Raw genomic sequence first — 26,116 nt, forward strand, 5'->3', positions numbered from 1 at the left:
CATCGTCGACCGCGCCGACGCCAATAGCGTGTCTCCCAGTGTCGCAAATTCATAAATTCTCGCCGATCACACGATGTTTTTTCTCCTGGGTCTCAGCCAATGATGCCAATGTGCCGTTATTGCACCTAACGCTGACCTCTTGATCGCCATCTATTAGCTGACTCAGGAATTACGGACTATGGGAAGCTGGAAAATCAGGACTCATCTGCTTGTGCTTACCAGCACTTTGCTCCTGGGTTTGTTGTGTGTCGGCGGGCTTGGACTCTTGGGAATGCAATCTGCGGTACGCAGTCTGGAGACCGTGTACCTCGATCGGGTCGTGCCGCTGCGGGACTTGAAAAAAATCGCCGACCTGTACGCCGTGGACATCGTCGATGCCACCCACAAGGCACGCAATGGCAACTTCACCAACGCAGAATCATTGACCCGGATAGAGCAAGCGCAGAAGGAAATCGATCAGACGTGGCGCGCATACAAATCAACAGAGCTGATTCCTGCAGAAACCCGTTTGATCGCGCAAATCGACCCGCTGATGGAAGCCACCCACGGTCCATTGCACAACTTGCAGGGCCTTCTGCGCCAAAGCGACGCCGCCGGTCTCGCGCGTTTCGCGACAGATCAGCTGTATCCACTGATCGATCCCTTGTCAGCCAAGTTTTCCGAGTTGATCGAAGTTCAACTGGTAGAGGCCAAGAACCAGTTCGAACAGAACCAGAGCGCCTATACCTCCAGTCTCCAGCTCAGCCTGTTGATTCTGGCATTGGCCCTGATCGCGGGCGTGGCCTACACGGTCTTGTTCTCCCGCCTGTTGAGCCGCCAGCTCGGTGCCGAACCGGCAGAACTGGCGGCCATCAGTTCGAACATCGCCCAAGGGAAACTCGCCGCTACACAGCTTGATCAGCAACAGTCGACGGGGGTGCTGCACTCCGTCCAGGCGATGCGCCACAGCCTGAGCGAGATGATCGGCAAGATCAGTCAGGCCTCCGGGCAGATCGAAGGGGCCACGCTGCAATTGTCTGCGTCCTCCGAACAAGGATTGAGCAGCGCCGCACTGCAAAGCGAGACAGCCTCCTCCATGGCGGCCACGGTAGAAGAGCTTTCCGTCAGCATCACTCACATCGCCGACAATGCTCGACAGGCCCAGAGCACCGCACAGAAAGCAGGCGAAATCACCAGCGAAGGCATGGAGGTCATGCAGGCCTCCATCCAGGAAATGAGCCAGATAGCCGATCTGGTGACACAAAGCTCATCGGACATCGATCAACTGGCGATTCAGTCCAACGACATCAGCCTGATTGTCGGTGTGATTCGGGGCATCGCCGAACAGACCAATCTCCTGGCCCTCAATGCCGCCATTGAAGCGGCACGCGCGGGCGAGCAAGGTCGCGGCTTCGCCGTGGTCGCCGATGAAGTGCGCAGCCTGGCCGCCCGCACGGCCCAATCCACCACGGAAATCGTTGCCTTGGTCAATGCCATACAAAGCGGCATGGTCAAAGCCAAAGACAGCATGGCCGCCGGCTGTGAACGCGTGACTCATGGTCAGAAACTGGTCGAAAGCGCGGGCCATTCCATGGGCAGGATCAAGGGTGTGCTGGACGAATCCCTTGCGGCCGTCAGTTTCATTTCGGTGTCGCTCCAGGAACAACGCGCCGCCAGTGAACAGGTCGCCTGCAACGTCGAGAAAGTAGCGCAAAGTGTGGAAGAGAACGCCACCGCCCAAAGCGGGATCGTGCGCACAACCCAGGAACTCAAGGCAATGTCCGACGGACTGGGCGTCATGCTGCAGCGGTTCAGCTTCTAAAAGGCCTGGCCCCCGTCAAACCAGTCAACGGCAGACGGGGGCGCACCCGGTTACCGAAGATGGTCTAGGATTTAAATGGCGAGCTTTCGTCACTCACACCCTGCCGCTGTTTGTCTGGCCCACTCAAAGGGAGACGCCAACGTGAGTACCTTGAAACTTCATCCTGCCCTGGACAATGGTATCCAACCCGCCGACGCGAATTTCACCGGTGGCACCCTGCAATGCCTGTGTGCGAACGACAAAGTCGAGGTCCGGATCGACGCGCAAACCCTCCATAACCACGCGTGCGGCTGCAGCAAATGCTGGAAACCGCAAAACGCGATATTCGCCGTCATTGCCGTGGTGCCTCGGGACAAGGTCAGCGTCACTGCCCACGGCGAAAAACTGGCCATTGTCGACGAAAAAGCCACCATCCAGCGCCATGCCTGCAAGCAGTGCCACGCCCATCTCTTCGGGCGCATCGAGAACAAGGACCATCCGTTTTATGGCCTGGACTTCGTCCACACCGAGCTCTCTCCCCAACGAGGATGGGCTGCGCCAGGCTTCGCGGCGTTCGTGTCCTCCATCATCGAAACCGGCACACCGCCAGCGCAAATGAAAGCCATCCGTGAGCGCCTGCGCTCTATCGGCCTGGAGCCCTATGACTGCCTGTCCCCGGATTTGATGGACGCAATGGCGACTCATGTCGCCAAACAGAAAGGCCTGCTGCCTGCCGCTTGATTGATCGGTCGCCGCGGTTTCTTCGCCGGACCGCGGCCCCCGGGCAGCTTGTTTGGGATCTGTCGTCAGCGACGTCGAGAAATGGCAAACGCCGGCAGCGCTTCAATCCTCTGGGGGTTTCCTGAATACCAGCAGCTTCCCGGTTGCACGCTGCACCACCTTGTCATTCTGATTCAGCGTTTCCATGAACAGCGTCACCACGCCCCGATCCGGTTTGGAGGCTGACGGTTCGATGGCCTGCACCTTGCTGAACAGGCGTAACACGTCATCCGGATAAGTCGGTGTCGGCCAGCTCAGCTCGATGCCCAAGCCAATGATGCCGTCCGCCAGGGGGACGCTGGCCACCAGCATCTTCATGGTCAGGGCCGCAGTGTTCCAGCCGCTGGCCGCCAGACCGCCGAACAGACTCAACTCGGCCTCTTCGGCACTCAAATGGAAAGGTTGCGGGTCGTATTCGCGAGCAAACGCCAACATCGCTTCCTGATGGACGCGAACAGGGTCGCTTTCAAACTCCTGACCCAGACTCAGGTCATCGAGGTAGAGTTTTTCCCAGGCATGCAGGGTCATGATTCATTCCTCCGCAGTGCATTACGAATAGCCGATGTCGCTGAGATCGATCGCCACCAGCAAGGCGTGCTCATCCGCCTGGCCGTCGGCCTTGCGTCGATAGGCGCGCCGCTTGCCGGGCATGCGCAAGCCGTCGGTTTCAACATAGCCATGAACGTACTGCGCGGCAGCCAGGCCACCGCTGACATCCACGTTGTAGTCGTGACGACGTAACAGAAAGTCTGCACCGAAGTAGAAATCCTGCACCGCGCAGTGCGTGGCGATTGTCTCGGGGAAGGTCACCCGCAAACGACGCCAGCGCTCCGAGCCCTCGTGCCAGGGCTCGACTTCCTCGGTCACGACACCCGGCCAGGTGAACTGGAAAGGCATGGTCAGGTACGACCAAAGCGCGTAACCGTTGAAGTACGCTCGGTGCAGGGGATCCCAGGGACTGTTTTCCCCATGGTCGCGAAAGGATTCTCTGGGTTTCGATCGCTCGGCGATTACCTTGCCGGCGGTATTTTCGATGGCGATTCGATTCGGGGTGTAGGCGGTGAATTGATCGGCCCCGCCAAAGGGCGTCACTGAGGCCCGCTGCTCATGCAGCCAGACGGTCATCTGCCGTGGCGCGCTGTCCTGGGTCAGCCCTTTCATGGCCCAGAGCGAGCCCCCGGTCACGATAGTGGCGCGTACCTGGTTGAAACTGCTCCAGCGCTCCAGACCACCATGGGCGATCAGTACGCGATTGAGCAGTTCATCGCCCGGCGCATTCATAGTGGCGGCCCTCCTCCTTCCGATGGCTGATCCCGGACCCATTGCCAGAATAATTGATACCCGACCGCCAGCACCACCGGACCGATGAACAACCCGATGATGCCGCTGGTGACCATCCCGCCAAGCGCGCCGATCAGCACCACCGGCATCGGCACATCAACACCGCGCCCCAGCAGCAGCGGTTTGAGCACGTTGTCCACCAGGCCGGCAACGAAGACGAAGATGGCAAACACGATCGTCACAGTGTTGGCGCCTTCGGTGGCGAACACAAAGGCAATCACCGGAACCGTGATCAGCGTCGCCGGCAATTGCATGATGCCGAGCAACAGCACCCCAAGGGCCAGCAAACCGGCGCCGGGAATGCCCTTGAAGACAAACCCGAGCCCCACCAGCAGCATCTGGATGAACGCGATCCCGACCACGCCCAGCGCGACCGCACGGATCGTTGCGGTGCACAGCGCGGCAATTTTCGGTCCTTTGGCCGGGTCGCTGACCCGCGAGGCAATCTGCACCGCGCTGCGACTGCCGCTCTCGCCATAGGCCATGAAAATACCGGCGATGATCAAGGCGAAAATGAAGGTCAGGAAGCCCATGCCGACGCCGGCCAATTTGCTCAAAAGGGACAGGCTGAAGTGCTTGATCTGCGGGAGGTATTTGGCGGTCAGGTCGGGAAGATTGGTTGAGGCTTCAAGCCACAAGTCAAACAGCGGCTGCCCCACCAATGGCCAACTGGCAATGGATTCGGCGGGGGGTGGCAGATGAAAGTCGCCGCCCTTGACCACTTCCATCACACGGTCGACCGAGTCGGCTATCGAGGTGCCCAGAAAGTAAATCGGCAACACCAGGATGACGATGGCGATCAGGATAATCAGCGTCGCAATGCGCCCGTCATTCTGCCCCAAGGGCCCTTTCAGACGCGCCTGCAACGGGTAAAGGGTAATCGCCAGGATCAGCGACCACAGCATCAGGTCACGGAACGGGCTGAAGATTTCAAAGCAGAACAGCACCAGAACCGCGATCAACCCAGCCCGGATAAGGACATCGAGCAGCGTGCGCGTCAGCGTTTTTTCGGAGAACGAAGTGGGCTCCATGGAGGCCTCCTGATCACTGCAACGGTACGGGATCGGTTAGCCCAGCATAGTCGTTCGGCGGAAAACGCGTGGACTCAACGCAACTTCAATGGATCAACCATTCCGGCGGCAATGGCCATGCCGACCAGGTCCGGCAGGGTATTGGCCTGCATGCGTTTCATCACGCGTGAGCGGTAGAGGTCGACGGTTTTTGCGCTCACCCCCAGTTGCTCGGCGATTTCGCGGGTGGTGTAACCCTGCACCAGCGGCAACAAGACGTCGCGTTCCCGTGGGGTCAGCGTGAGCAAACGCGCCTGCAACGCTTCATGCCCCTGATTACCCGAACGGTGGGTCGCGCAAGTGCTCAGGGCCTGTTGCACGCTGTCCAGCAGCAGTTGTTCGTTGTAGGGCTTTTCAATGAAGTCGTGAGCGCCGGCCTTGAACGCACGCACCACGATCGGCACATCGGCGTGACCGCTGACGAAGATGATTGGCAGGTTCAGTTCGCGCAATCGCATTTCTTCCTGCACGTTCAAGCCGCCCATGCCGGGCATGCGTACATCCAGCAGCACACAGGCTGCCAGGCTGGCATCGCAGGCATTGAGGAACTCAACACCGCTGGTAAACGGCAACGCCTTGAGGCCGACTGATTCCAGTAACCAGACCGTTGAATCGAGCATGCCTTGATCGTCATCGACCACATACACCACGTGCTCCGTCACACCCGCCATTGCATTATTCCTGTTGTTGTTTTGTTGGACCGGCAAGCGGCAAGCGACAGCACATCAGCAGCCCGACCGGTTGGCGGCGGGCCTGCAATTCGCCGCCGAAACCTTCGATGATGCTGCGGCTCATGGACAAACCGAGCCCCAGGCCATCGGCCTTGCTGGTATAGAACGGGGTAAAAATCTGCTCCAGTTCGGGCTCGCTCACGCCGGGCCCCTGGTCCTGCACCGTGATGTCCACGGTGGCGGCACTGCCCTGCCCGGCGGTCATCATAATCAGCGAGGGCTGGCCGGGATGTTGTTCGCGGTTGGCATCGATGGCATTGCGCAACAGATTGAGCAGGACTTGTTCCAGCAACACTCGATCGGCATAAACGGGCGGCAGATTATCCGGCAGACGATCCTCGATTGTCACTTGGCAATTACTCGCTTCCCAGGCACACAAACGCACGGCTTCGCGGGCGACATCGGTGACGTTCAGCGCCTGCATGCGGCGCTGGCCTTTACGCAGAAACGCACGCAAACGGCGGATCACTTCCGAGGCGTGCGTGGCGTGATGGGTGATGCGTTCCAGCCCTTGCGCAACCCGGGCGGCCGCCTGGGGATTGGAATCCACGGTCTGCAAATAACGCTGGCTGGCGTTGGCGTAATTGACCACCGCGGCCAGCGGCTGATTGATTTCGTGGGCGATGCCCGAGGCCAGTTCACCGAGGGTGACCAGGCGCGCGGTGTGCGCCAGTTCATCCTGATGGCGGCGCTGCTGAACTTCGCGCAGTTCACGCTCAGTCATGTCCCGCGCCACCAGTGAATAGTAGCGCTCGCCACCGGCCGAACGATGCGCCAACAGCACCAGCGACACCGGCACCGATGCGCCACCGCCCGGTGGTTGCAAGCGCGCATCAGTGCTCCAGACGCCGTCGCGTTCGGCGCCGCTCCAGCCGTCACGTTGCAGACGCGTCAGGTCTGCGCTGGCGAACAGTTGTGCCAGGACCGGCATCGGCTGTTGCTCGCCTATGCCGAGGATGCGGCGTGCCGCCGGGTTGAGGTAAGTGACTTGCCCCTCGGGGTCGATGAACAGCACCGGATCGGTGTTGACCTCGACGACTTCGGCCAGGCGCCGCTTGTTCTCTTCGGCCTGCACTCTGGCAGTAATGTCCCGGGAGACGCTGACCACCTCGACCACCGTGCCGGTATAGGTTTCACGAATCGCCCGACTGGCGGTTTCGAACCACAGGTAATGGCCGTCCCGATGGCGAATGCGATAGGTCATGGTGTGATAACCGTCCTGCTCCAGCGCATCGCGGGCACGCTGCACCAGGCTGGCCAGGTCCTGGCCATGGAACAGGCCCTGGGCCATTTGCCCGCGCAGTTCTTCCGGCCAGTAGCCGAGCAAGGTCCATGACGCGGGGGAGGCATCGAGAAAACAGCCGTCCGGTGTGTGCCGGGAGATCAAGTCGGTGGTGTTCTCGATGATCAGCCGGTACAACCGCCGCGCCTGAGCCGCTTCGCGCTCGGCCAGTACTTGCGCGGTGGCGTCGCGGCAACGGGCGAGCACACGGTTGTCCTGGGGATCGGGAATGAATGTCCAGATCAGAATCTGCGTTTCGAGCTGGGCTTCGACCCCTTCAATGGCACGCTGCTGGTCCAGGCAAGCGCGCACCAGTACCCGATGGTTGACCGGCAGAAAACCGAATACGTCGCTCAGCGGCTTTTCCGCCAGCAACGCCAGCAACGCCGCGTTGAATTCCTGCGGCCGTCCCTGCGCGTCGAGCAACAGGCTCGGTTGCGGATCGTGGCCCAACAGTGGCGAGCCACGCAGCATGCCGTTGACGCTGCTGAGCAAAGTCGTGAGCAAATCCTGCACCCACCCCAGCCAGTCGAAACTGACGCCTTCGCAGACTTCCACCAGCAACAACCCGGCCTGCCCAGGCGTCAACGCCAGATCGAACACTTGGCCATGGCTGATGGCGGCGCGGCGCAGTCGACCGGCCAACCAGCAATCCAGTTGCCGCACTTGCGCCAGATCGAGGCGCCCGGCTTCCAGCAAACGCTCGAACAGCAACTGATCGCTGGCCAGCGAAGGGTCGCCCTGGCCCGGGGGAAAATGCTGGGCGGCACCTTCATGGCTGTAGATCCGCGCCTGGGGTTGCCAGCTCAGGTAAACCGCGCGACGCACCTCGGGGCAATCCTGCAAGGCCCGACACAACGCATCGGCCCGGGCGGCCAGAGGCACGGCCTCACGCTGCAGGCGCAACCAGCTGTGCAATCGAACGGGGGTCAGGGTCATCACGGGTCCGCTTCGTTGGGGAAGCCAAGGATATACCGGCCTTGGCGATTTAACGGTAGTCATTTAGTTCAGTACGAATCAAATATAGTACATATACCATACGCCATAGGTTGTACTTCCATATCGATGGAGGATTGTTATATAAAGCACACCGGACATATAAAGGTGACCTCAGCGGCGACGCTGAAAGGCCACCGATAGAGCTAACAATCAGCCACCGAGTACCGCACATGTCGATCTATGAACAAGGGCTAGTCCCTTCGGCTGTCAATCACATCGCCTTGTCTCCGCTCAGCTTCCTTGAGCGCACGGCCAATGTTTACCCCGACTACCCCGCCGTCATCCACGGCTCGATTCGCCGTACCTGGGCGCAGACCTACACCCGTTGCCGACGCCTGGCCTCGGCGCTGGCTGGTCGCGGCATCGGCAAAGACGACACCGTGGCGGTGATGCTGCCCAATATCCCGGAAATGCTGGAAGTGCATTTTGGTGTGCCGATGATCGGCGCCGTGCTCAACCCGCTCAACGTGCGCCTGGATGCTGAAGCCATTGCGTTCATGCTCCAGCATGGCGAGGCCAAGGTGCTGATCACCGACCGCGAGTTCCATAACGTGATTCACGCCGCCATCGGCATGCTTGATCACCCGCCTCTGGTCATCGACGTCAACGACCCGGAATACGGTGAAGGCCAGGCCGTCAGCGATCTGGACTATGAAGCGTTGCTGGCCGAAGGCGACCCGGCGTTCGCCTGGCAATGGCCAGCCAACGAGTGGCAAGCCATCTCGCTGAACTACACCTCCGGCACCACCGGCAATCCGAAAGGCGTGGTCTATCACCATCGCGGCGCTTATTTGAATGCCTTGGGCAACCAGATGACCTGGGCCATGGGCAACCATCCGGTGTACCTCTGGACCCTGCCGATGTTCCATTGCAACGGCTGGTGCTACCCGTGGACCATCACCGCGCTCGCCGGCGTTCACGTGTTCCTGCGCCGGGTCGATCCGCAGAAAATCCTCACGCTGATTCGCGAACATCAGGTCACGCACCTGTGCGGCGCGCCGATCGTGCTCAACGCGCTGGTCAACATGCCGGAATCGGCGAAGGCGGCCATCGATCACCCGGTCAACGCCATGGTCGCCGGTGCTGCGCCGCCGGCCAAAGTCATCGGCGCCGTGGAGGAAATGGGCATCAAGGTCACCCACGTCTACGGCCTGACGGAAACCTATGGTCCGGTGACCCTCTGCGCCTGGCATGCCGAATGGGACGAACTGCCACTGGAAGAACGGGCGCAGATCAAATCCCGTCAGGGCGTGCGCTACCCGACGCTCGAAGGTGTGATGGTCGGCGATTCGAAGACGCTGGAACCGACCCCGCGCGATGGCCAGACCATCGGTGAAGTGTTCATGCGCGGCAACACCGTGATGAAGGGCTACCTGAAAAACCCGACGGCCACCGCCGAAGCATTCGAGGGTGGCTGGTTTCACACTGGCGACCTGGCGGTGTGTCACCCCGACGGTTATGTCGAGATCAAAGACCGCCTCAAAGACATCATCATTTCCGGTGGCGAGAACATTTCCACTATCGAACTCGAAGGCGTGCTCTATCGCCATCCGGGGGTGATGGAAGCCGCCGTGGTCGCCCGCCCCGATGAAAAATGGGGCGAAACGCCCTGCGCCTTCATCACCTTGAAGGCTGATCACCAGGACGTTCGCGAGGCCGACATCATCAGTTTCTGCCGCGAGCATCTGGCCGGTTTCAAAGTCCCGCGCACGGTGATTTTCACCCTGCTGCCGAAGACATCCACCGGCAAGATCCAGAAGTACGTGCTGCGCGACAGGGCCAAGGCCCTCTAACCCTCACCGACGTTTCACCTATCAGGCGGCAGGTGTCTTACCTGCCGCCTCGGGCTCGTGCAGGCCGAATTCGGCCTGCCCTGCCCCCACACACCGATAACAACAACAATGTGGAGCGCATCATGATCGACATCCATGCAACCGATACCCAACGCTGTGAACGTATTCGGACCAACCCGAAATTCCTGCAACTGGTCAGCAGTCGCTCGCGCCTGGCCTGGTCGTTGAGTGCTGCGGTGCTGGGCACTTATTACCTGTTCATGTTCGTGGTGGCGTTTGCCCCGCAATGGCTGCACGCGCCGCTCGGCGAGAACCGGATGTTGACCCTGGGGATGCCGGTCGGCGCGGCGATCATTGTTTTTTCCTGGTTGCTGACCGGTTGGTACGTCTACAGCGCCAACACGCGCTTCGATGCGCTGGGTGCGGCCATTCTTAAGGAGAGCAAGTGATGCGTAAACTCATCCTCGCCGCAGCCTGCCTGTTGCCGGCCCCCGTTGTATTCGCTGCACCCGCGTTGGGAACCATCGAAAAACAACCGCTGAACCTGCATGCGATCGGCATGTTCTTCGTGTTCGTTCTCGGCACATTGGCCATCACCTGGTGGGCCGCGCGCCAGACCAAATCCACCTCGGACTTCTACACCGCCGGCGGTGGCATCACCGGGTTTCAGAACGGCTTGGCGATTGCCGGCGACTACATGTCCGCCGCTACGTTGCTGGGGTTGTCCAGCCTGGTGTTCGCCAAGGGTTACGACGGTTTCATCTACACCATCGGCTTCTTTGTCGGTTGGCCGATCATCACCTTCCTGATGGCCGAGCGGCTGCGCAATCTGGGGCGCTACACCTTTGCCGACATCGTCTCCTACCGACTGGACCAGAACAAAGTGCGGATCTTCGCTGCGTTCGGTTCGTTGACGGTGGTGTGTTGCTACCTGATCGTGCAGATGGTCGGTGCCGGCCAGTTAATCAAATTGCTGTTCGGCCTCGACTACCCGGTAGCGGTGGTGATCGTCGGCGCGTTGATGCTGGTGTATGTGATCTTCGGCGGCATGATCGCAACGACCTGGGTGCAAATCATCAAGGCTGTGTTGCTGCTGGCCGGCGGCACGACTCTCGCGGGCATGGCCATGTCGCAGTTCGGTTTCAGCTACGAAACCCTGGCCACCAAAGCGGTCGAAGCGCATGCCAGCGGCTGGAATATCATGGGCCCCGGCTCAATGCTCGCCGACCCGATCAACACCGCGTCAATGTCTCTCGGCCTGGTATTCGGCATTGCCGGTCTGCCGCACATTCTGATGCGCTTCTTCACCGTACCCAACGCCAGGGAAGCGCGTAAATCGGTGTTCTACGCCACCGGTTTCATCGGTTTCTTCTTCCTCGTGGTCTGCACCCTGGGCTTCGCCGCGATGGTGATCATCGGCACCGATCCGCAGTACTACGTCAACGGTGAAGTGGGCGGCGCCTTGATTGGCGGCGGCAACATGGTCGCGATGCACTTGGCCAAAGCGGTAGGCGGCAACCTGTTCCTCGGGTTCCTCTCGGCCGTGGCGTTCGCCACCATCCTTGCGGTGGTCTCCGGGCTGGCCCTGGCCGGTGCGTCGGCGATTTCCCACGACCTCTACGCCACCGTCTTCAAGAAAGGCAACGCCACCCAGAAACAGGAAATGCGCGTCACCCGCATGGCCACCGTGGGCCTGGGCATCATCGCGATTCTGCTGGGCATCCTGTTCGAGAAGATGAACGTCGCGTTCCTGGTCGGCCTGACCTTCGGCATCGCCGCCTCGACCAACTTCCCGGTACTGATCATGGCCATGTACTGGAAAGGCCTGACCACCAAAGGCGCGATCATCGGCGGTTTTGCCGGCCTGATCTGCGCGCTGGTGCTAGTGATCCTGTCCCCGGCCGTGTGGGTGACCGTGCTCGGTCATGCTCACGCCATCTTCCCGTACGACCACCCGGCGCTGTTTTCCATGCCGCTGGCGTTCCTGGTGATTGTCGTCGTGTCCCGACTCGACCGCAGTGTGCGGGCCGACAAGGAACGTGACGCCTACGCCGACCAGTTCGTGCGCGCCCAGACCGGTCTCGGTGCTGCCAGCGCTTCCAGTCATTGATTGAAAGGCACGGCGCCCGGTTGCGGCGCCGTGCACAACCGTCCTGTCGAGGTTCACGTTATGCCCGAATTCAAAGCCCCCCTGCGCGATCTGCGCTTCGTCCTGCATGAGGTGTTCGACGCCCCGGCCCTGTGGGCACGCCTGCCTGCCCTGGCTGACAACATCGATGCCGGCATCGCCGACGCGATCCTTGAGGAAGCGGGGAAAGTCACCGCGCACCTGATCGCACCCTTGAACCGCAGCGGCGACGAAGAAGGCGCACAGTGGCATGAAGGTCAGGTGACCACGCCCATCGGCTTCAAACAGGCTTATGCCACGTACATCGAGGGTGGCTGGGTCGGCCTGTCCGGTAATCCCGAGTACGGCGGCATGGGCATGCCGAAAATGCTCGCCGTGCAGTTTGAAGAAATGCTCTACGGCGCCAATTCCAGTTTCGCACTGTATTCGGCATTGAGTTCCGGTGCGTGCCTGGCACTGGATGCTCACGCCAACGACACCTTGAAAGACCTGTACCTGCCGCCGATGTATGAAGGTCGCTGGGCCGGCTCCATGTGCCTGACCGAAGCCCATGCCGGCACCGATCTGGGGATCATCCGCACCCGCGCCGAACCTCGGGCGGATGGCAGTTTCAGCATCACCGGCAGCAAGGTCTTCATCACCGGCGGCGATCAGGACCTGACCGAAAACATCGTCCATCTGGTGTTGGCAAAACTGCCCGACGCGCCGGCCGGACCAAGAGGCATCTCGCTGTTTGTGGTGCCCAAAGTGCTGGTCAATGCCGACGGCTCCCTTGGCGAGGCCAACGCCGTAAGTTGCGGTTCGATCGAACACAAGATGGGCATCAAGGCCTCGGCCACCTGCGTGATGAATTTCGACGGTGCCAGCGGCTGGCTGGTGGGCGAAGCCAACAAAGGCCTCGCAGCGATGTTCACCATGATGAACTACGAACGCCTGTCCATCGGTATTCAGGGCATTGGCTGCGCCGAAGCGTCCTATCAGAGTGCGGTGGCCTACGCCCGTGAACGCATTCAGAGCCGCGCCCCGACCGGCACCGTGGCCCCGGACAAAGTCGCCGATCCGATCATCGTCCACCCCGATGTGCGCCGCATGCTGCTCAGCATAAAAGCCATGACTGAAGGTGGCCGCGCGTTCGCCAGTTATGTCGGGCAGCAGCTCGATCTGGCGAAGTTTTCCGACGATGCGCAAGAACGCGAGAGTGCCCAGAGCCTGGTCGCGCTGCTGACGCCGATTGCCAAGGCCTTCTTCACCGACACCGGTCTGGAGAGCTGCATCAACGGCCAGCAAGTGTTCGGCGGCCATGGCTACATCCGCGAATGGGGCCAGGAACAATTGGTCCGCGATGTGCGCATCGCGCAGATCTACGAAGGCACCAACGGTATTCAGGCGCTGGACCTGCTCGGGCGCAAAGTGCTGGCCGATAACGGTTTCGCGTTGCGTCAGTTCACCGGCCAGATTCGGCATTTCGCCCACCAGCCTGACGCGCCCTACAGCGCGCAACTGTTCGATGCCGTGCAGCGCCTGGAAGATCTGAGCGACTGGTTGCAGGACCGGGCAGCGACCAACCGCAACGAAGTCGGCGCCGCTTCCGTGGAATATTTGCACCTGTTCGGGTATGTGGCCTACGCCTGGTTGTGGGCGCGCATGGCGCAGGTTGCCCGGCAAAAGCTAAGCGACGACGAAGGCTTTTACGGTGCGAAGATCGCCACTGCCGACTTCTACTTCCATCGCCTGCTGCCGCGCATTTTGAGCCTCGAACAATCGATTCGCGCCGGCAGTGCCTCGTTGTTCGGCCTGAGCGCCGAGCAGTTCTAACGATTGAACCGCACGCGGCGCCACGCTCCTCTCTTTTCGGCGCTCGCGTTTTTTCTTGGTAAGCCCTCGCCCGGTTGGCGAGGGTCGCGCAAGCCGTCATTTCATAATAAAAACAAAGGGGCTTCACATGGATCGCAACACCCGCACTCTCGCTACCCGACTGTTGCTGGCCGGCGGCGTCATCAGCCTCTCGGCCCCCGCCGCTGCTGACTTTATCAAGGACAGCAAGGCCAGCCTTGAGCTACGCAACTTCTACTTCAACCGTGACTATCGTCAGACCAACGCGGCGCAATCGAAACAGGAGGAATGGGCGCAGGGCTTCCTGTTGCGCTACGAATCCGGCTTTACCGAGGGGCTGATCGGGGTCGGTTTCGATGCGATCGGCCTGGTAGGCGTCAAACTCGACTCCAGCCCGGATCGCGCCGGCTCCGGCGTGCTCCAGCGCCATCGCGACACGCGCAAAGGCGCGCAGGACGAATACGGTGAACTGGGCCTGACCGCCAAACTGCGCGCATCCAAGAGCACATTGAAACTGGGCACATTGCTGCCCAAGCTGCCGACGGTATTGGCCAACGATTCACGGCTGTTGCCGCAAACCTTCAAGGGCGGCCAGCTGACTTCGCTGGAAGTCGAAGGCCTGACCGTGGATGCCGGACGGCTGACGCAGGTCAACCAGCGCGACTCCTCGGACTATGAGGACATGGGCATCACCCGAACCGGCGCCAAGGGCATCACCAGCCGCCATTTGGACAGCGACAGCTTCGATTTCGCCAGCCTGAACTACAAATGGACCAGTAACCTCGCCACTGGTTATAGCTACGGCCACCTCGACAATTTCTACAGCCAGCACCTGGTCAACCTGACCTACGTGTTGCCGGTCACCGTCGGTCAATCGTTGAAGACTGATCTGCGGTTCGCACGCTCCATCGATGATGGCGGCAGTAATGTCGACAACAAGGCAATTGGCGCCATGTTCACCTACAACCTCGGTGGGCATGCATTCGGCCTGGGCTATCAAGGCATGAGCGGCGATACCGGGTATGCCTACATCAATGGCACCGATGCGTTCCTGGTGAACTTCGTACAGATCGGCGACTTTGCCAGCAAGAACGAAAAATCCTGGCAGGCCCGTTACGACTACAACTTTGCCGCCCTCGGCATTCCCGGCCTGACGTTCATGACCCGCTACATCAACGGTACCGATATAGACCTGGGTAACAACCGCCCTGAAGGCAAGGAATGGGAGCGCGATACCGATATCGGGTATGTCGTGCAGAGCGGGCCGCTGAAAAACGTCGGAGTGAAATGGCGCAATGCGACAGTGCGCTCGACAAATTTTGGCAGTGATCTGGATGAAAACCGGTTGATCGTCAGTTACACGTTGCCGATCTGGTAAGGCGGCATAACGGCCACCATCGATTCGCCAGCAAGCCGGCTCCTACAGGGGGGGGCGTACACCCCGATCCTGTAGGAACTGGCTAGCCTCCCCCACAAGAAAGTCAAAACACAGCACATCGATTCAATATCCCCGCCCGACTCTACGCCACCATGGCCTCCTCACTCACCCCGTAAGGACATCGCCATGGCTATCGCAAAAGCAGTACCCGGCAAAACCCTGCTGACCCCAACCGACCACACGCTGATCATGATCGATCACCAGTCGCAAATGTCCTTTGCGACCAAGTCGATCGACGCCGTGACCCTGCGCAACAATGCCGCGCTGGTGGCCAAGGCGGCGCGCGGCTTCAAGGTCTCGACCATCCTCACCACCGTTGCCGAAAAGAGCTTCTCCGGCCCGATCTTCGACGAAATCAAATCGGTGTTCCCGGAACACAACGTCATCGACCGCACCAGCATGAACACCTGGGAAGACGAGCGCATTGCCGTTGAAGTGAATAAGTTCGGCAAACAGAAAATCGTCCTCGCCGGCCTGTGGACCTCCGTGTGCATCGTCGGCCCGGCGCTGTCGGCCATCGACCAGGGTTTTGAGGTGTACGTGATTGCCGACGCCTGTGGCGACGTCACCACCGAAGCCCATGAAATGGCGATGCAGCGCATGATCCAGATCGGCGCGCGGCCGATGACTTCGTTGCAATACCTGCTTGAATTGCAGCGCGACTGGGCACGTACCGAGACCTACGACGAAACCGTGAAAACCTCGATTGCCAACGGCGGTTCTTACGGTCTGGGCCTGATCTACGCCAAGACCATGTTCGGCGCCTCCGAAGGTCATTAAGTAACAACGCGGCTCCGGGGTTCCGGAGCCGCTTCCCTTCGCGGTGGACTGATCGATGACGTTTTCCTCACGAGACCTCAGTCGCGGGTTGTGCCTGTGTCTGCCGGCGCTGTTATCAGGCATGGTCCAGGCAGATGAATCGCAGGGCTTGCTGGCCGGTGCGAAGCTTGAAGTGCTGAGCCGAAATTTCTATCTCAACAACGACTATCAATCCCCGACGCCGGCAGGCAAAAGCTACAAAGCCGAATGGGCTCAGGGATTTATCAGCTCTTTTGAATCCGGTTTCACCCCCGGCACCCTCGGATTCGGACTCGATGCCCACGGCTTTCTAGGATTGAAACTGGACGGTGGCAAGGGCCATTCCGGGACAGGGTTATTGCCGCTGGACAGTGACGGTCGCAGCGAAGACAACTATTCCAGTGCTGGCGGCGCGTTGAAAATCAAGGCATCGAAAACCACGTTGGCCTTCGGTGAAATGATGGTCGAAACCCCGGTGTTCGACACCGCGGATAAACGCCTGCAACCCGAGTACGCCAGCGGTTTTCTGGTGAACAGCCACGAGATTGAGGGAATGAATCTGGTCGCCGGCCACTTCACGGCGTTCAAGAATCAGGACGGTGCTTCGGGCAAGGACAACTTTTACGGGTACGGCGCCAACACTGAAGCGGGCGGCATTTCTATTCTGGGTGCCGACCTGTTTACCCAAAGTCCGCTCGGCGCGGCCCTCTATGCTTCAGAGCTGACCGACACCTGGCATCAGTACTACGCCAATCTGCACCTGAAACAGTCCGGCTGGTTCCTCGACGCCAATCTCTATCGCACGCAGGACACAGGCCAGGCGTTGGCCGGTGCTATCGACAACACAGCGTTCAGCCTGTCAGGCAAATACACCGTCGATGCCCACGCCTTCACGTTGGCCTATCAAAAGGTCAACGGCGATACCCCGTTCGATTTCGTCGGTGGCGACTCGATCTACCTCGCCAACTCGATCAAATACGCCGACTTCAACGGTGCCCACGAGCAGTCCTGGCAAGCTCGCTACGACCTTGATCTGGGCCTCTATGGCGTTCCCGGGCTGAAATTCATGACCCGTTATGTCACAGGCAGCCAGATCGACGGTACGCACGCACCCAAGGGCGGCGCCTACAACCCGTTCGATGAGTCGGTCGGTGCGTACAGGCCGCTGCAAGGTGATGGTGGACGGCATTGGGAGCGAGACATCGATTTGCGCTACATCGTGCAGTCTGGATCGGCCAAGGGCTTGTCGCTGCAACTGTCCCATGTCTCGCACCGGGCCAACAGCGCCCAGGCGGGCGATGATATCGACAGGGTTTATGTCGTTATCGAGTACCCGCTGAGTTTCGGCCGTTTCTGATAATGGTCAGCCGGCGTGCTCGCACTCTCAAGCAGGCTCGCTCCCACAGGGGTTGGCGTTTATCATGACCGCCGAAAACAACCCTGCCTTGTATGAGACTGAGCATGACCTTCGATTTTGATCAGGTGTTCGACCGCCACAACACCGGCAGTACCAAGTGGAGCCGCTACCCGGCCGACGTATTGCCGATGTGGGTTGCCGACATGGATTTTGCCGCGCCATCGGTGATCATCCAGGCCCTGCAAAAACGTCTGGAACACCCGTTGCTCGGCTACAGCGTGGCGCAGGATGACTTGCGCAATGCCATCGTGACCGACCTCTGGAACAAGTACGCCTGGCGCGTCGAGCCGCAGGAGCTGGTTTTCCTGCCGGGCGTGGAATCGGGTTTCAACATGGCCCTGAATGCGCTGGTCCAGCCGCAACAGAATGTCGTGGTACAAACGCCCAACTACCCACCGCTGCGTCATGCACCGGGGCATTGGGGGCTGAACAAGGTTGAACTGAATTTCGAGGCGATGGCTGATGGCACGTACGCCACGCCGCTTCAGGCCTTGCGCCAGTCGCTGGAAGGCGGCGGTGCGCTGCTGCTGAGCAACCCGCACAACCCGCTGGGCAAGGCGTTCCCAAGGGAAGAACTGCAAGCGGTGGCCGATATCTGCGTGGCGCAGAGCGCCTGGATCATTTCCGACGAAATCCATGCCGAACTGTGCTTCGACGGCCGCCAACACATTCCAACCGCCTCGTTGAGCCCGGAAATCGCCCGGCGCACCATCACACTGATGTCAGCGAGCAAGGCCTACAACATCGCTGGCCTGAAGACTTCGTTCATGATCATTCAGGACCGCGCCCTGCGCGAGCGCGTCAACCATGCGCGCTGCGGCATGGTCGACAGCGTCAATCCGCTGGGCATGGAAGCGACACGCGTTGCCTACACCGAAGGTGCGCCGTGGCTGGCCGCGCTCAAGGACTACCTGCAAAGTAACCGCGATTATCTGGTGGAAGCCGTTCGCACGCGCTTGCCCGGCATCAGCATGAATGTGCCTCAGAGCACCTACCTGGCCTGGCTCGACTGCTCGGCGCTGGGGTTGGAGAACCCGCAGCAATTCTTCCTTGAAAAGGCGAAAGTCGGGCTTAGCCCTGGCCTGGATTTCGGCGATGACAGCCAACAGTTCGTACGCCTGAACTTCGGCTGCCCGCGTGCGTTGCTGGAGGAAGGCATTGCACGGATGGAGCGCAGTTTGCGCGACCGCTAACAAGCCCCCCTTGCCGGCGATGACGTCCGCATGATCACCGCACGGTTCAAGGGCCAATCGCCGGCAAGCCGGCTCCTACAGGAATTTGTTGCGGCACACATCCCTGCCAGCCACCTCGCACCTTGTAGGAGCTGGCTTGCCGGCGATGACGTCCGCATGATCACCGCACGGTTCAAGGGCCAATCGCCGGCAAGCCGGCTCCTACAGGAATTTGTTGCGGCACACATCCCTGCCAGCCACCTCGCACCTTGTAGGAGCTGGCTTGCCGGCGATGACGTCCGAAAGGTCAGCGCAAGGCTCAAGGCCCAATCGCCAGCAAGCCGGCTCCTACAGGAATTTGTCGCGACACACATTACTGCCAGCCACCTCGCACCTTGTAGGAGCTGGCTTGCCGGCGATGACGTTTGCAGCGTCACCGCATGGCTCAGGGGCCAATCGCCGGCAAGCCGGCTCCTACGGGCGCGGGAGAATAAGCGCGTACGCTTGAAGAGCCGGACGGTTTATTACCGTAATGTCGAGGCGATGATTTCCACCAGGTTGAGTTGCGTGAATGGTTTGGACAGGCGCGGGAGCCTGGTCGCAAAGCCTTCCAGCCGCTCGGCGTAACCCGTGGCGAGGATGATCGGCAGGTCGGGCCTGATGCTTCGGATCGCCTGCGCCAGTTGCGCACCGTTCATTTGCGGCATGGCCATGTCGGTAATGACCAGGTCGATGACCTGTTCGCTGTCGAGCACTGTCAGCGCTTGAGCCCCGGATACTGCACTGATCACCTGATGGCCCAAATCTTCGAGCAACAGGCAGGTACTGGTCAGCACCAGGCTGTCGTCATCCACCACCAGCACGCACAGACGAGGCACCGGCGGTGCGGCTTCCTCCTGGGCAGGTTTGGCGATCGAACCTTGCGTGGCGACGGGAATCCACAGTTCGGCCGTGGTGCCCTTGCCCTTCTGGCTTTTTAGAATGAATCGCCCGCCCAATTGTTCGATGAAGCCATGCACCATCGACAATCCCAGCCCCGTACCTTTGCCGACCCCTTTGGTGGTGAAGAATGGGTCCATCGCCACGGCGAGTGTGGCGTCGTCCATACCCTCCCCGGTGTCATTGATGCTCAGGCAAACATAACGACCTGTCATTGGCCTGAGCGAGGAATGATCGCCGGCGTCTTCAGAACGGGCGCTGATCAGGAGCTTGCCGCCATGGGGCATGGCGTCGCGGGCATTGGTCGCCAGGTTCAGGACTGCCAGTTCGAGCTGGTTTTTGTCGGCCCAAACAGGCTCGATCGTTTCCGTAAAACGGGTTTCGAGGACTACGGAAGGCCCGAGGGAACTGCGCAACAGGCCGGTGATGCCCTCCACCAACGTCGGTATCTCGACGGACTCGGTCTTCAGTTCCTGTCGCCTGGCAAAGGCCAGCATGCGCTGGGTCAGCGCCACTCCGCGCAAGGCGCCTTGAGTGGCGTTGTCCAGCAATCGGGTGATCTTCGAATCGTCCCCGATTCGCTTGCGCACGATTTCCAGATTGCCAAGGATCACCGTCAACAAATTGTTGAAGTCATGGGCAATCCCCCCGCTCAATTGCCCGATGGCTTGCATTTTCTGCGCCTGGAAAAGCGCCTCACGGGTTTGTTCGAGCGCCTGCTGAGCGCGGGTCGCTTCAGTGATATCCCGGGTGATCTTGGCGAAACCGAGCAACGTCCCGGTATCGCCCCAGATCGGATCGACCACGACATGCGCCAGGAACCGCGTGCCGTCCTTGCGCACCCGCCAGCCTTTGTTCTCGAATCGCCCCTCACGGATGGCAATGTCCAGCGTGCGCTTCGGTTCGCCGGCTGCGCGGTCTTCCGGGGTGTAAAACATCGAAAAATGCTGACCGATCACTTCTTCGGGCAAGTAACCCTTGATGCGCTGGGCACCAGGGTTCCAGTTGGTCAGCCGTCCGTCAGCGTCGAGCATGTAGATGGCGTAGTCCGTGACACTTTGCACCAGCAGCCGGAACTGCTGTTCGCTTTGCTTGAGCACTTCTTCAGCCATTTTGCGGTCGGTCAGGTCCCGGGGGATCTTGGCAAACCCCAGCAACTTGCCCGTCGAATCGAGGATCGGATCGATCACCACATGGCACCAGAAATGCGTACCGTCCTTGCGCACCCGCCAGCCTTCCCCCTCGAATCGCCCTTCGCGAATGGCGGTGTCCAGGGCTCGTTGGGGCATCCCCTTGAGACGGTCCTCCTCGGTGTAGAACCGCGAAAAATGCTGACCGAGGATTTCCGCTTCCTCATACCCTTTGAAACGTCGAGCGCCGGCATTCCAACTGGTAATGATGCCGTCGGGATCAATCATGTAGATCGCATAGTCAATCACCGCATCGATCAACAGGCGAAAGCGCCCGTCCTCGATGGTGCTGGCTTTGCCTCGATCTTCGTTCATTGAGCCCTCACGTCGTGATTGTTTTTTGAGGAGTATGCGACAAGCTTGGGGTTTGGAAAGCCGAAATGCACCGATCGACGCAAAGTCTTATCGGTTTACGTATCTGACAATGCAGGCATACAAATCGTTGTATACGAAACTCGGAACATGCTGGGTATGACCCGCGATCTTGAGCAGCGCCAGATGGCACTCCTTGATGATTTCGTGGTGACCATTCACCGCAAAAACAGGGTTATCAATAATCCGCGAGTAAACGATGTGCTCAAAATGCCTCAGGGTTGTCGTTTTGGTCAGCGAGCCGTCGGCATCCAGGGTGTAAGTGCTCTGAGCCCGTATCGCTCGCTCTTTCAACACGCCGAATCCGCGTTCGTACACAGTGATTTGCGAACCGCTGATCGCTTTCGAGGCCGTCTCGATGGCCAGGATGATCGCTTGTGCATACCCCATGCTGGCAGCCAGTGTTGATCCCGTCAGAAATCTTTCCATTTCCTGGTTTTCGAGGCTGTTGAGTGCTCTCTTGATGCTCGACACGTGAGCGAACTCTTGGGTGCAGCCAACGATATGAGTCTCGAACTGATAACCGGCGGCTGTTGCCGTCGGCGGAAAAGCCGCGAAATCGAGGCTGTCGAATGCGCACTCCATGACGATGTTGTATTTGCCGACAAATGCCTGCGTAAAGATCATCGCGCTGACCTCACGTACAAACGCCTCTGTATGCTCATACGCATGCAGAACGCCAAGCTTGATCATCTCAGCGTAGTGAGGGTGTTTTTTCCGGTATTCCGGCAGGTATAGCCGCACGTAGTTTTTGTAGCGGCCCGAAGGCAGAAGACTTTTTTCAAGCAGATACGTTTTGCCAGATCCCTGCAGGCCGGCAACGATCAGCATTTTCGGGGTTGCCTCGGCCGTAATGCCGCTGAACAGCGTAGTTTTTATTTCATCGAATGCGGCCGTGACCTGCTCTTGGGTGTACGTATAGTTCGGTGCTGCTGACATACCTTGATTTCCTTATCAAAGACTGGCTTGAAAGTGATGATTGCCTCTATGAATAAAGCGGGCATTCGCCACTTGTTCAAATGTCTGTGTTTTTCAAGGTATGTCGATGTTTTTTAAGGTAAAAAATCCTACTCAGCCGAGAGCGAAATCGCCGGAGCAACCGACCACCAGCGCGGCAGCAGTTGCTTGACCTTGCTGTCGCCAAACCGGTCATCGATCAACATCACCACCCCCTCATCCTGCTGGGTGCGGATCACTCGCCCTGCAGCCTGCACCACTTTCTGCACGCCGGGAAACAGGTAGGTGTAGTCGTAACCGGCACCGAAAATCGCCGCCATGCGATGTTTCAACTGTTCATTGACCGGATTGAGTTGCGCCAGGCCCAAGGTGGCGATAAATGCACCGATCAACCGCGCGCCGGGCAAGTCGATGCCTTCGCCAAATGCCCCGCCCAGCACTGCGAAGCCGACTCCCTGGCTGTCTGCGGTGAATTGATCGAGAAAATCCTGTCGCCGGGCCTCTCCCATGCCCCGCGATTGCGCCCACACAGTGATGTGCGGGTGTTTTTCGGCCAGCAACTGCGCCACTTGCTGCAAGTAATCGAAGCTGCTGAAAAACGCCAGGTAGTTGCCGGGGCGTTGACTGAACTGCCGGGCAATCAGCTCGACGATCGGCGCCAGGGACGACTGTCGATGGACGAACCGCGTAGAGATCTGACTGACGATATGGACCTTCAACTGGTCAGCGTGAAACGGTGATTCGACATCGATCCACACCGTGTTCGCCGGCGTCCCGAGGAGATCCCCATAGTAATGACGCGGGCTCAACGTCGCGGAAAACAGCACGGTACTGCGTGCGGCCGTCAGGCGCGGGCGGATGAAACCGGCAGGCACCACGTTGCGCAGGCACAGTTGCGAGAGCGACTTTTTGCGCTCGAGGTCCCGCTTGCTGATGTCGAATAGAAACTGTTCATCGAAGAGTTCGGCAACGCGGCAGAATTGCAGCATGTCGAAATAAAACGTCTGCAATGCACTGTCCAGGCCCTGCGGGTGATCATTGAGGTAATCGCCAATGCTCGCACTGCACGAGGACAGCGCCTGAAGCAGTTTTTCCGGAGGCTTGTCGTAGGCCTGATACGCACCAAGTTGCAGGTTATGCAGGGCGTTCCACTCACGATTGACCCGTTGCAGGGATTTTTTCAACGGCTCGGGCGCGGTTTTACGCACGCCGTTGAGGGCCGACTGGTCGAGACCGGCGCTGTACATCTGCCGGCCGCGCTCCACCAGGTTGTGGGCTTCGTCCACCAGCACCGCGACTTTCCAGTTATTGGCCTGGGCCAGCCCGAACAGCAGCGCACTGAAATCGAAATAATAGTTGTAGTCGGCGACCACCACGTCTGACCAGCGGGCCATTTCCTGGCTCAGGTAATACGGGCACACCGCATGTTTCACGGCCACCTCGCGCAAGGCATTCTGGTTCAACAGTGACAGCTCGCTGGCGGCCTGGCGCGCGGCCGGCAAGCGATCATAGAAGCCTTGGGCCAATGGGCAGGATTCGCCGTGGCAGGCTTTGTCCGGATGTTCACAGGCCTTGTCCCGGGCGATCATCTCCAGAACCCGCAGCGGCGGCGCATCCGCGCTGTCGAGGATCACCTGCGCAGCATCGAGCGCCAGTTTGCGCCCCGGCGTTTTTGCCGTAAGAAAGAACACCTTGTCCAGTTGCTGCGGCGCCAGCGCCTTGAGCATCGGAAACAGCGTGCCAAGCGTCTTGCCGATGCCGGTCGGCGCCTGCGCCATCAGGCAGCGGCCGGTGCTGACCGCCTTGAACACCGACTCGGCCAGATGCCGTTGGCCCGGACGAAAACCGGCATGGGGAAACGCCAGTTGCTGCGCCGCGCCGTTGCGCGCCTCGCGATGGGCCATTTCCTGTTCGGCCCAATGCAGGAACAGTCGGCAATGGTGCTCGAAGAACACCTGCAGTTCCTCAGCGCTGAAGGCCTCGACCAGGCAGGTTTCCTTTTCGCTGACGATGTCGAAATACACCAGCGCCAGGTTGATCTGCGCCAGGCCCAGTTTCTGGCACATCAACCAGCCATAGACCTTGGCCTGCGCCCAATGCAGTTGACGATGGTTGGCCGGTTGTTTGCTCAAGTCCCCGCGATAGGTTTTGACTTCCTCCAGGCAGTTTTGCGCCGGGTCGTAGCCATCCGCCCTGCCCTTGACCTTCAACGTCTGGTACAGACCTTCAAGCGCGACCTCACTCTGGTAACCCTCGCTACGCCGGGACGCCACCGTACGGTGGCCGACGATCCCTTCCAGTGCCGTCGGCGAGGGCGTGAAGCGCAGGTCGAGGTCCCCGACCTTGGCGGTGAATTCACACAACGCCCGCACCGCAATGCTGTAGCTCAAGCGCCCTGCTCCGCCCACTGCACGTAGCAAACAGCAATCGGCATCTGGTGTTCATGGCAGAACTCGAGCCAGCGCAACTGGTTGTCCTGCAGGCGATCACCGGGGCCTTTGACTTCGATCATGCGGTAGGTCTTGTGCTGCGGCCAGAACTGGATCAGGTCCGGCATGCCGGCGCGGTTGGCCTTGATGTCCAGCAGCAGGCGGTTGAACCAGTGTTTGAGGTGCTCGGCGGGCAGGCAGTCCAGGGCCTGTTCAAGCAGTGGCTCGCTCAACGCGCCCCAGAACACGAAAGGCGACTGCACGCCCCACTTGGCGGCGTACCGCTCACGGATGGTCTGGCGGTAACGCCCGTCATCCAGTTCGGCGAGGCAGGCCTGAAACAGATCGGCCCGGCGCGCCTGGAAGTCTTCATTGAGCAAATCTGCCGGCCCGCGCTGGAACGGGTGGAAAAACGCCCCCGGTAACGGGGCAAAGATTGCCGGCCAGCACAGCAACCCGAACAACGAGTTGATCAGGCTGTTTTCGACGTAATGCACCGGCGCCGACTCCTCCGCCAGATGCGCCTGAACGTAAAACTCCACCGACAGCATCGGGTCGGTTCTGGGCAGTTGCAGATCGAGACGCTGCATTTCCCGTGGAGAGGGTCGTTTCACTGCCGGCCCGCCGAGTTTGCGCCGCAGCCTGGGCACCACTCGCAGTAATTGCTGTTGTTCGGCGGCGCTTTCCGGCGATTGCCCGGCAGCAACGGCCAGGTCCATGGCCAACTGATACTCGCCGCAGCGCTCCAGCACACGAATCAACCGCGACCGTGCGCCAGGCCAGGCGCACTCGCGGTATATGCCCAGGGCATTGGCAAAATCCGCCACGCGTTCGCAGTGCTGACCGATCTGGAACAGCAATTTGCTGCGCCGTTTTTGCAGCCAGGGATTGCTCAGCGCCAGCCCGTTAATCTGCCCGACAACCGTCGCCACCGCTTCACCGGCCTCGAACTGCTGCTGACAGTCATGGAGAAACAGGCAGGCGTCCACGTCCTCGCGACTGCGCAAGCCGCGTGATTCGGCGCAGAACTCGACTTTTTCATAGGTAAAAATGCCAAGGTCGGTAAGCACGAACTCCGACCAGTCCTGGTAAAGGTTGCCGAAAAACATCAGGCGCAGGCGATCACACAAGCCCATGATAGTCAGGCTGAACAACCGATCATTCAGTGGCGCGCACCACTGATTGAAGGGTTGTACCTCGGGAAACCGTTCGCTCAATGCAGGCAGCCAGTCGGACTTTTTCCCTTTTGGCTGATCGATGGCGGCACCAAAACATTGAAGGATTTCGGCCTTGAGCAACGCCTCGAACACCACGTCGAGCGGCAGCGGCGCCTGCTCATCGATCCAACCCTGGGCCAACAACGGCTCAGCGGCCATGGCAATGTCGCCGATCTCGACGTAATGCAGTTTGCTCGCCCGGAAGTGAACGCCCTTGCGCATGACCATCCGGACCAGGAGCGCACGGGGTTCCCGGGGCAGTCGATTGAACTCACGGATGAAGCATTGCTCCTCGACACTCAATACATCGGCATAACGATGTTCAAGCCAATCAAGCACTTGCATGAAGTTATTCAAGTAATAGAACGGATCGTCGAGGGGATTTGTGGTCACAGGGAAACAGGGCCGTGGTGAACGAGTACTGGTTATGCGTACAGATACCAGCTACGA

General features: G+C 59.9%; 19 protein-coding genes. 10 read left to right on the forward strand and 9 right to left on the reverse strand.

The annotated features are described in order from the left end of the window. The first annotated feature begins 178 nt into the window (after nt 1-178). The gene (locus KGA82_RS17195; RefSeq protein ID WP_223451459.1) at nt 179-1,801 is read left to right on the forward strand and encodes a methyl-accepting chemotaxis protein; all 1,623 of its coding nucleotides are present in this window, start codon (nt 179-181) and stop codon (nt 1,799-1,801) included. Between the two features lie 141 nt (nt 1,802-1,942). Beyond that, nucleotides 1,943-2,521 carry an S-(hydroxymethyl)glutathione synthase gene (gene gfa, locus KGA82_RS17200; protein ID WP_192227174.1) on the forward strand — a complete coding sequence of 193 codons (579 nt, stop codon included), beginning with the start codon at nt 1,943-1,945 and terminating at the stop codon, nt 2,519-2,521. A 102-nt stretch (nt 2,522-2,623) separates the two neighbouring features. On the opposite strand, the gene KGA82_RS17205 is transcribed toward gfa, so the two are convergent. From KGA82_RS17205 to KGA82_RS17225, 5 genes are all read right to left on the reverse strand, one after another. Next, on the reverse strand, nt 2,624-3,088 hold the full coding sequence (locus tag KGA82_RS17205) for a MaoC family dehydratase (RefSeq protein ID WP_008026361.1): 465 nt from the start codon (nt 3,086-3,088) through the stop codon (nt 2,624-2,626). A gap of 21 nt (nt 3,089-3,109) precedes the next feature. Further along, nucleotides 3,110-3,841 carry a hypothetical protein gene (locus KGA82_RS17210; protein ID WP_223451460.1) on the reverse strand — a complete coding sequence of 244 codons (732 nt, stop codon included), beginning with the start codon at nt 3,839-3,841 and terminating at the stop codon, nt 3,110-3,112. Further along, nucleotides 3,838-4,932: an AI-2E family transporter gene (locus KGA82_RS17215; RefSeq protein ID WP_008041498.1), complete on the reverse strand. Its 1,095-nt coding sequence runs from the start codon at nt 4,930-4,932 to the stop codon at nt 3,838-3,840. The genes KGA82_RS17210 and KGA82_RS17215 overlap by 4 nt, the downstream gene beginning before the upstream one ends. A gap of 74 nt (nt 4,933-5,006) precedes the next feature. Beyond that, complete coding sequence (locus tag KGA82_RS17220) at nt 5,007-5,642, reverse strand: response regulator transcription factor (protein WP_008026356.1); 636 nt, start codon at nt 5,640-5,642, stop codon at nt 5,007-5,009. Between the two features lie 4 nt (nt 5,643-5,646). Next, entirely contained in the window at nt 5,647-7,923 is a 2,277-nt protein-coding gene (locus tag KGA82_RS17225; RefSeq protein WP_223451462.1) for a PAS domain S-box protein, read from the reverse strand. Nucleotides 7,924-8,153: 230 nt separating this feature from the next. Here KGA82_RS17225 and KGA82_RS17230 point away from each other — a divergent pair, with 230 nt between their 5' ends. The 8 genes from KGA82_RS17230 (at nt 8,154) to KGA82_RS17265 (ending at nt 18,583) form a co-directional block, all read left to right on the forward strand. After that, a complete protein-coding gene (locus KGA82_RS17230; protein ID WP_223451464.1) occupies nt 8,154-9,776 on the forward strand; it encodes an acyl-CoA synthetase in 1,623 nt (540 codons plus the stop codon). A gap of 122 nt (nt 9,777-9,898) precedes the next feature. Further along, the gene (locus KGA82_RS17235; RefSeq protein ID WP_223451466.1) at nt 9,899-10,225 is read left to right on the forward strand and encodes a DUF485 domain-containing protein; all 327 of its coding nucleotides are present in this window, start codon (nt 9,899-9,901) and stop codon (nt 10,223-10,225) included. Then, nucleotides 10,225-11,886 (forward strand): cation acetate symporter, encoded by a 1,662-nt coding sequence (locus tag KGA82_RS17240; protein WP_223451468.1) that lies wholly within the window; start codon nt 10,225-10,227, stop codon nt 11,884-11,886. Before KGA82_RS17235 ends, KGA82_RS17240 begins: the two co-directional genes overlap by 1 nt. Nucleotides 11,887-11,946: 60 nt before the next feature. After that, on the forward strand, nt 11,947-13,719 hold the full coding sequence (locus tag KGA82_RS17245; RefSeq protein WP_223451470.1) for an acyl-CoA dehydrogenase C-terminal domain-containing protein: 1,773 nt from the start codon (nt 11,947-11,949) through the stop codon (nt 13,717-13,719). Nucleotides 13,720-13,846: 127 nt separating this feature from the next. Further along, nucleotides 13,847-15,115: an OprD family porin gene (locus tag KGA82_RS17250; protein WP_223451474.1), complete on the forward strand. Its 1,269-nt coding sequence runs from the start codon at nt 13,847-13,849 to the stop codon at nt 15,113-15,115. 186 nt (nt 15,116-15,301) lie between these two features. Further along, nucleotides 15,302-15,955 (forward strand): hydrolase, encoded by a 654-nt coding sequence (locus tag KGA82_RS17255; protein ID WP_008041483.1) that lies wholly within the window; start codon nt 15,302-15,304, stop codon nt 15,953-15,955. Between the two features lie 55 nt (nt 15,956-16,010). Continuing rightward, nucleotides 16,011-17,330 carry an OprD family porin gene (locus tag KGA82_RS17260; protein ID WP_223451476.1) on the forward strand — a complete coding sequence of 440 codons (1,320 nt, stop codon included), beginning with the start codon at nt 16,011-16,013 and terminating at the stop codon, nt 17,328-17,330. A 104-nt stretch (nt 17,331-17,434) separates the two neighbouring features. Beyond that, complete coding sequence (locus KGA82_RS17265; protein WP_223451483.1) at nt 17,435-18,583, forward strand: MalY/PatB family protein; 1,149 nt, start codon at nt 17,435-17,437, stop codon at nt 18,581-18,583. A gap of 503 nt (nt 18,584-19,086) precedes the next feature. Here the strand turns inward: KGA82_RS17265 and KGA82_RS17270 are convergent. The 4 genes from KGA82_RS17270 to KGA82_RS17285 all read right to left on the reverse strand — a co-directional run bounded on the left by KGA82_RS17270 (nt 19,087) and on the right by KGA82_RS17285 (nt 26,059). After that, nucleotides 19,087-21,006: a PAS domain-containing sensor histidine kinase gene (locus KGA82_RS17270; RefSeq protein ID WP_223451484.1), complete on the reverse strand. Its 1,920-nt coding sequence runs from the start codon at nt 21,004-21,006 to the stop codon at nt 19,087-19,089. Between the two features lie 87 nt (nt 21,007-21,093). After that, entirely contained in the window at nt 21,094-22,002 is a 909-nt protein-coding gene (locus tag KGA82_RS17275; RefSeq protein WP_223451486.1) for a zeta toxin family protein, read from the reverse strand. A gap of 128 nt (nt 22,003-22,130) precedes the next feature. Then, nucleotides 22,131-24,410: an ATP-dependent DNA helicase gene (locus tag KGA82_RS17280; protein WP_223451488.1), complete on the reverse strand. Its 2,280-nt coding sequence runs from the start codon at nt 24,408-24,410 to the stop codon at nt 22,131-22,133. After that, nucleotides 24,407-26,059, reverse strand: a complete 1,653-nt coding sequence (locus KGA82_RS17285) for a VRR-NUC domain-containing protein (protein ID WP_411737414.1) — start codon at nt 26,057-26,059, stop codon at nt 24,407-24,409. The genes KGA82_RS17280 and KGA82_RS17285 overlap by 4 nt, the downstream gene beginning before the upstream one ends. Nucleotides 26,060-26,116: the final 57 nt, after the last annotated feature.

Source organism: Pseudomonas sp. BF-RE-22, from assembly GCF_019956155.1.
Lineage (GTDB): Bacteria > Pseudomonadota > Gammaproteobacteria > Pseudomonadales > Pseudomonadaceae > Aquipseudomonas > Aquipseudomonas migulae.

Coding starts and splice junctions, on each gene's coding strand:
- KGA82_RS17195 (WP_223451459.1), top strand. CDS start 179: ATGGGAAGCTGGAAAATCAGGACTCATCTGCTTGTGCTTACCAGCACT.
- KGA82_RS17205 (WP_008026361.1), bottom strand. CDS start 3,088: ATGACCCTGCATGCCTGGGAAAAACTCTACCTCGATGACCTGAGTCTG.
- KGA82_RS17210 (WP_223451460.1), bottom strand. CDS start 3,841: ATGAATGCGCCGGGCGATGAACTGCTCAATCGCGTACTGATCGCCCAT.
- KGA82_RS17215 (WP_008041498.1), bottom strand. CDS start 4,932: ATGGAGCCCACTTCGTTCTCCGAAAAAACGCTGACGCGCACGCTGCTC.
- KGA82_RS17220 (WP_008026356.1), bottom strand. CDS start 5,642: ATGGCGGGTGTGACGGAGCACGTGGTGTATGTGGTCGATGACGATCAA.
- KGA82_RS17225 (WP_223451462.1), bottom strand. CDS start 7,923: ATGACCCTGACCCCCGTTCGATTGCACAGCTGGTTGCGCCTGCAGCGT.
- KGA82_RS17230 (WP_223451464.1), top strand. CDS start 8,154: ATGTCGATCTATGAACAAGGGCTAGTCCCTTCGGCTGTCAATCACATC.
- KGA82_RS17235 (WP_223451466.1), top strand. CDS start 9,899: ATGATCGACATCCATGCAACCGATACCCAACGCTGTGAACGTATTCGG.
- KGA82_RS17240 (WP_223451468.1), top strand. CDS start 10,225: ATGCGTAAACTCATCCTCGCCGCAGCCTGCCTGTTGCCGGCCCCCGTT.
- KGA82_RS17245 (WP_223451470.1), top strand. CDS start 11,947: ATGCCCGAATTCAAAGCCCCCCTGCGCGATCTGCGCTTCGTCCTGCAT.
- KGA82_RS17250 (WP_223451474.1), top strand. CDS start 13,847: ATGGATCGCAACACCCGCACTCTCGCTACCCGACTGTTGCTGGCCGGC.
- KGA82_RS17255 (WP_008041483.1), top strand. CDS start 15,302: ATGGCTATCGCAAAAGCAGTACCCGGCAAAACCCTGCTGACCCCAACC.
- KGA82_RS17260 (WP_223451476.1), top strand. CDS start 16,011: ATGACGTTTTCCTCACGAGACCTCAGTCGCGGGTTGTGCCTGTGTCTG.
- KGA82_RS17265 (WP_223451483.1), top strand. CDS start 17,435: ATGACCTTCGATTTTGATCAGGTGTTCGACCGCCACAACACCGGCAGT.
- KGA82_RS17270 (WP_223451484.1), bottom strand. CDS start 21,006: ATGAACGAAGATCGAGGCAAAGCCAGCACCATCGAGGACGGGCGCTTT.
- KGA82_RS17275 (WP_223451486.1), bottom strand. CDS start 22,002: ATGTCAGCAGCACCGAACTATACGTACACCCAAGAGCAGGTCACGGCC.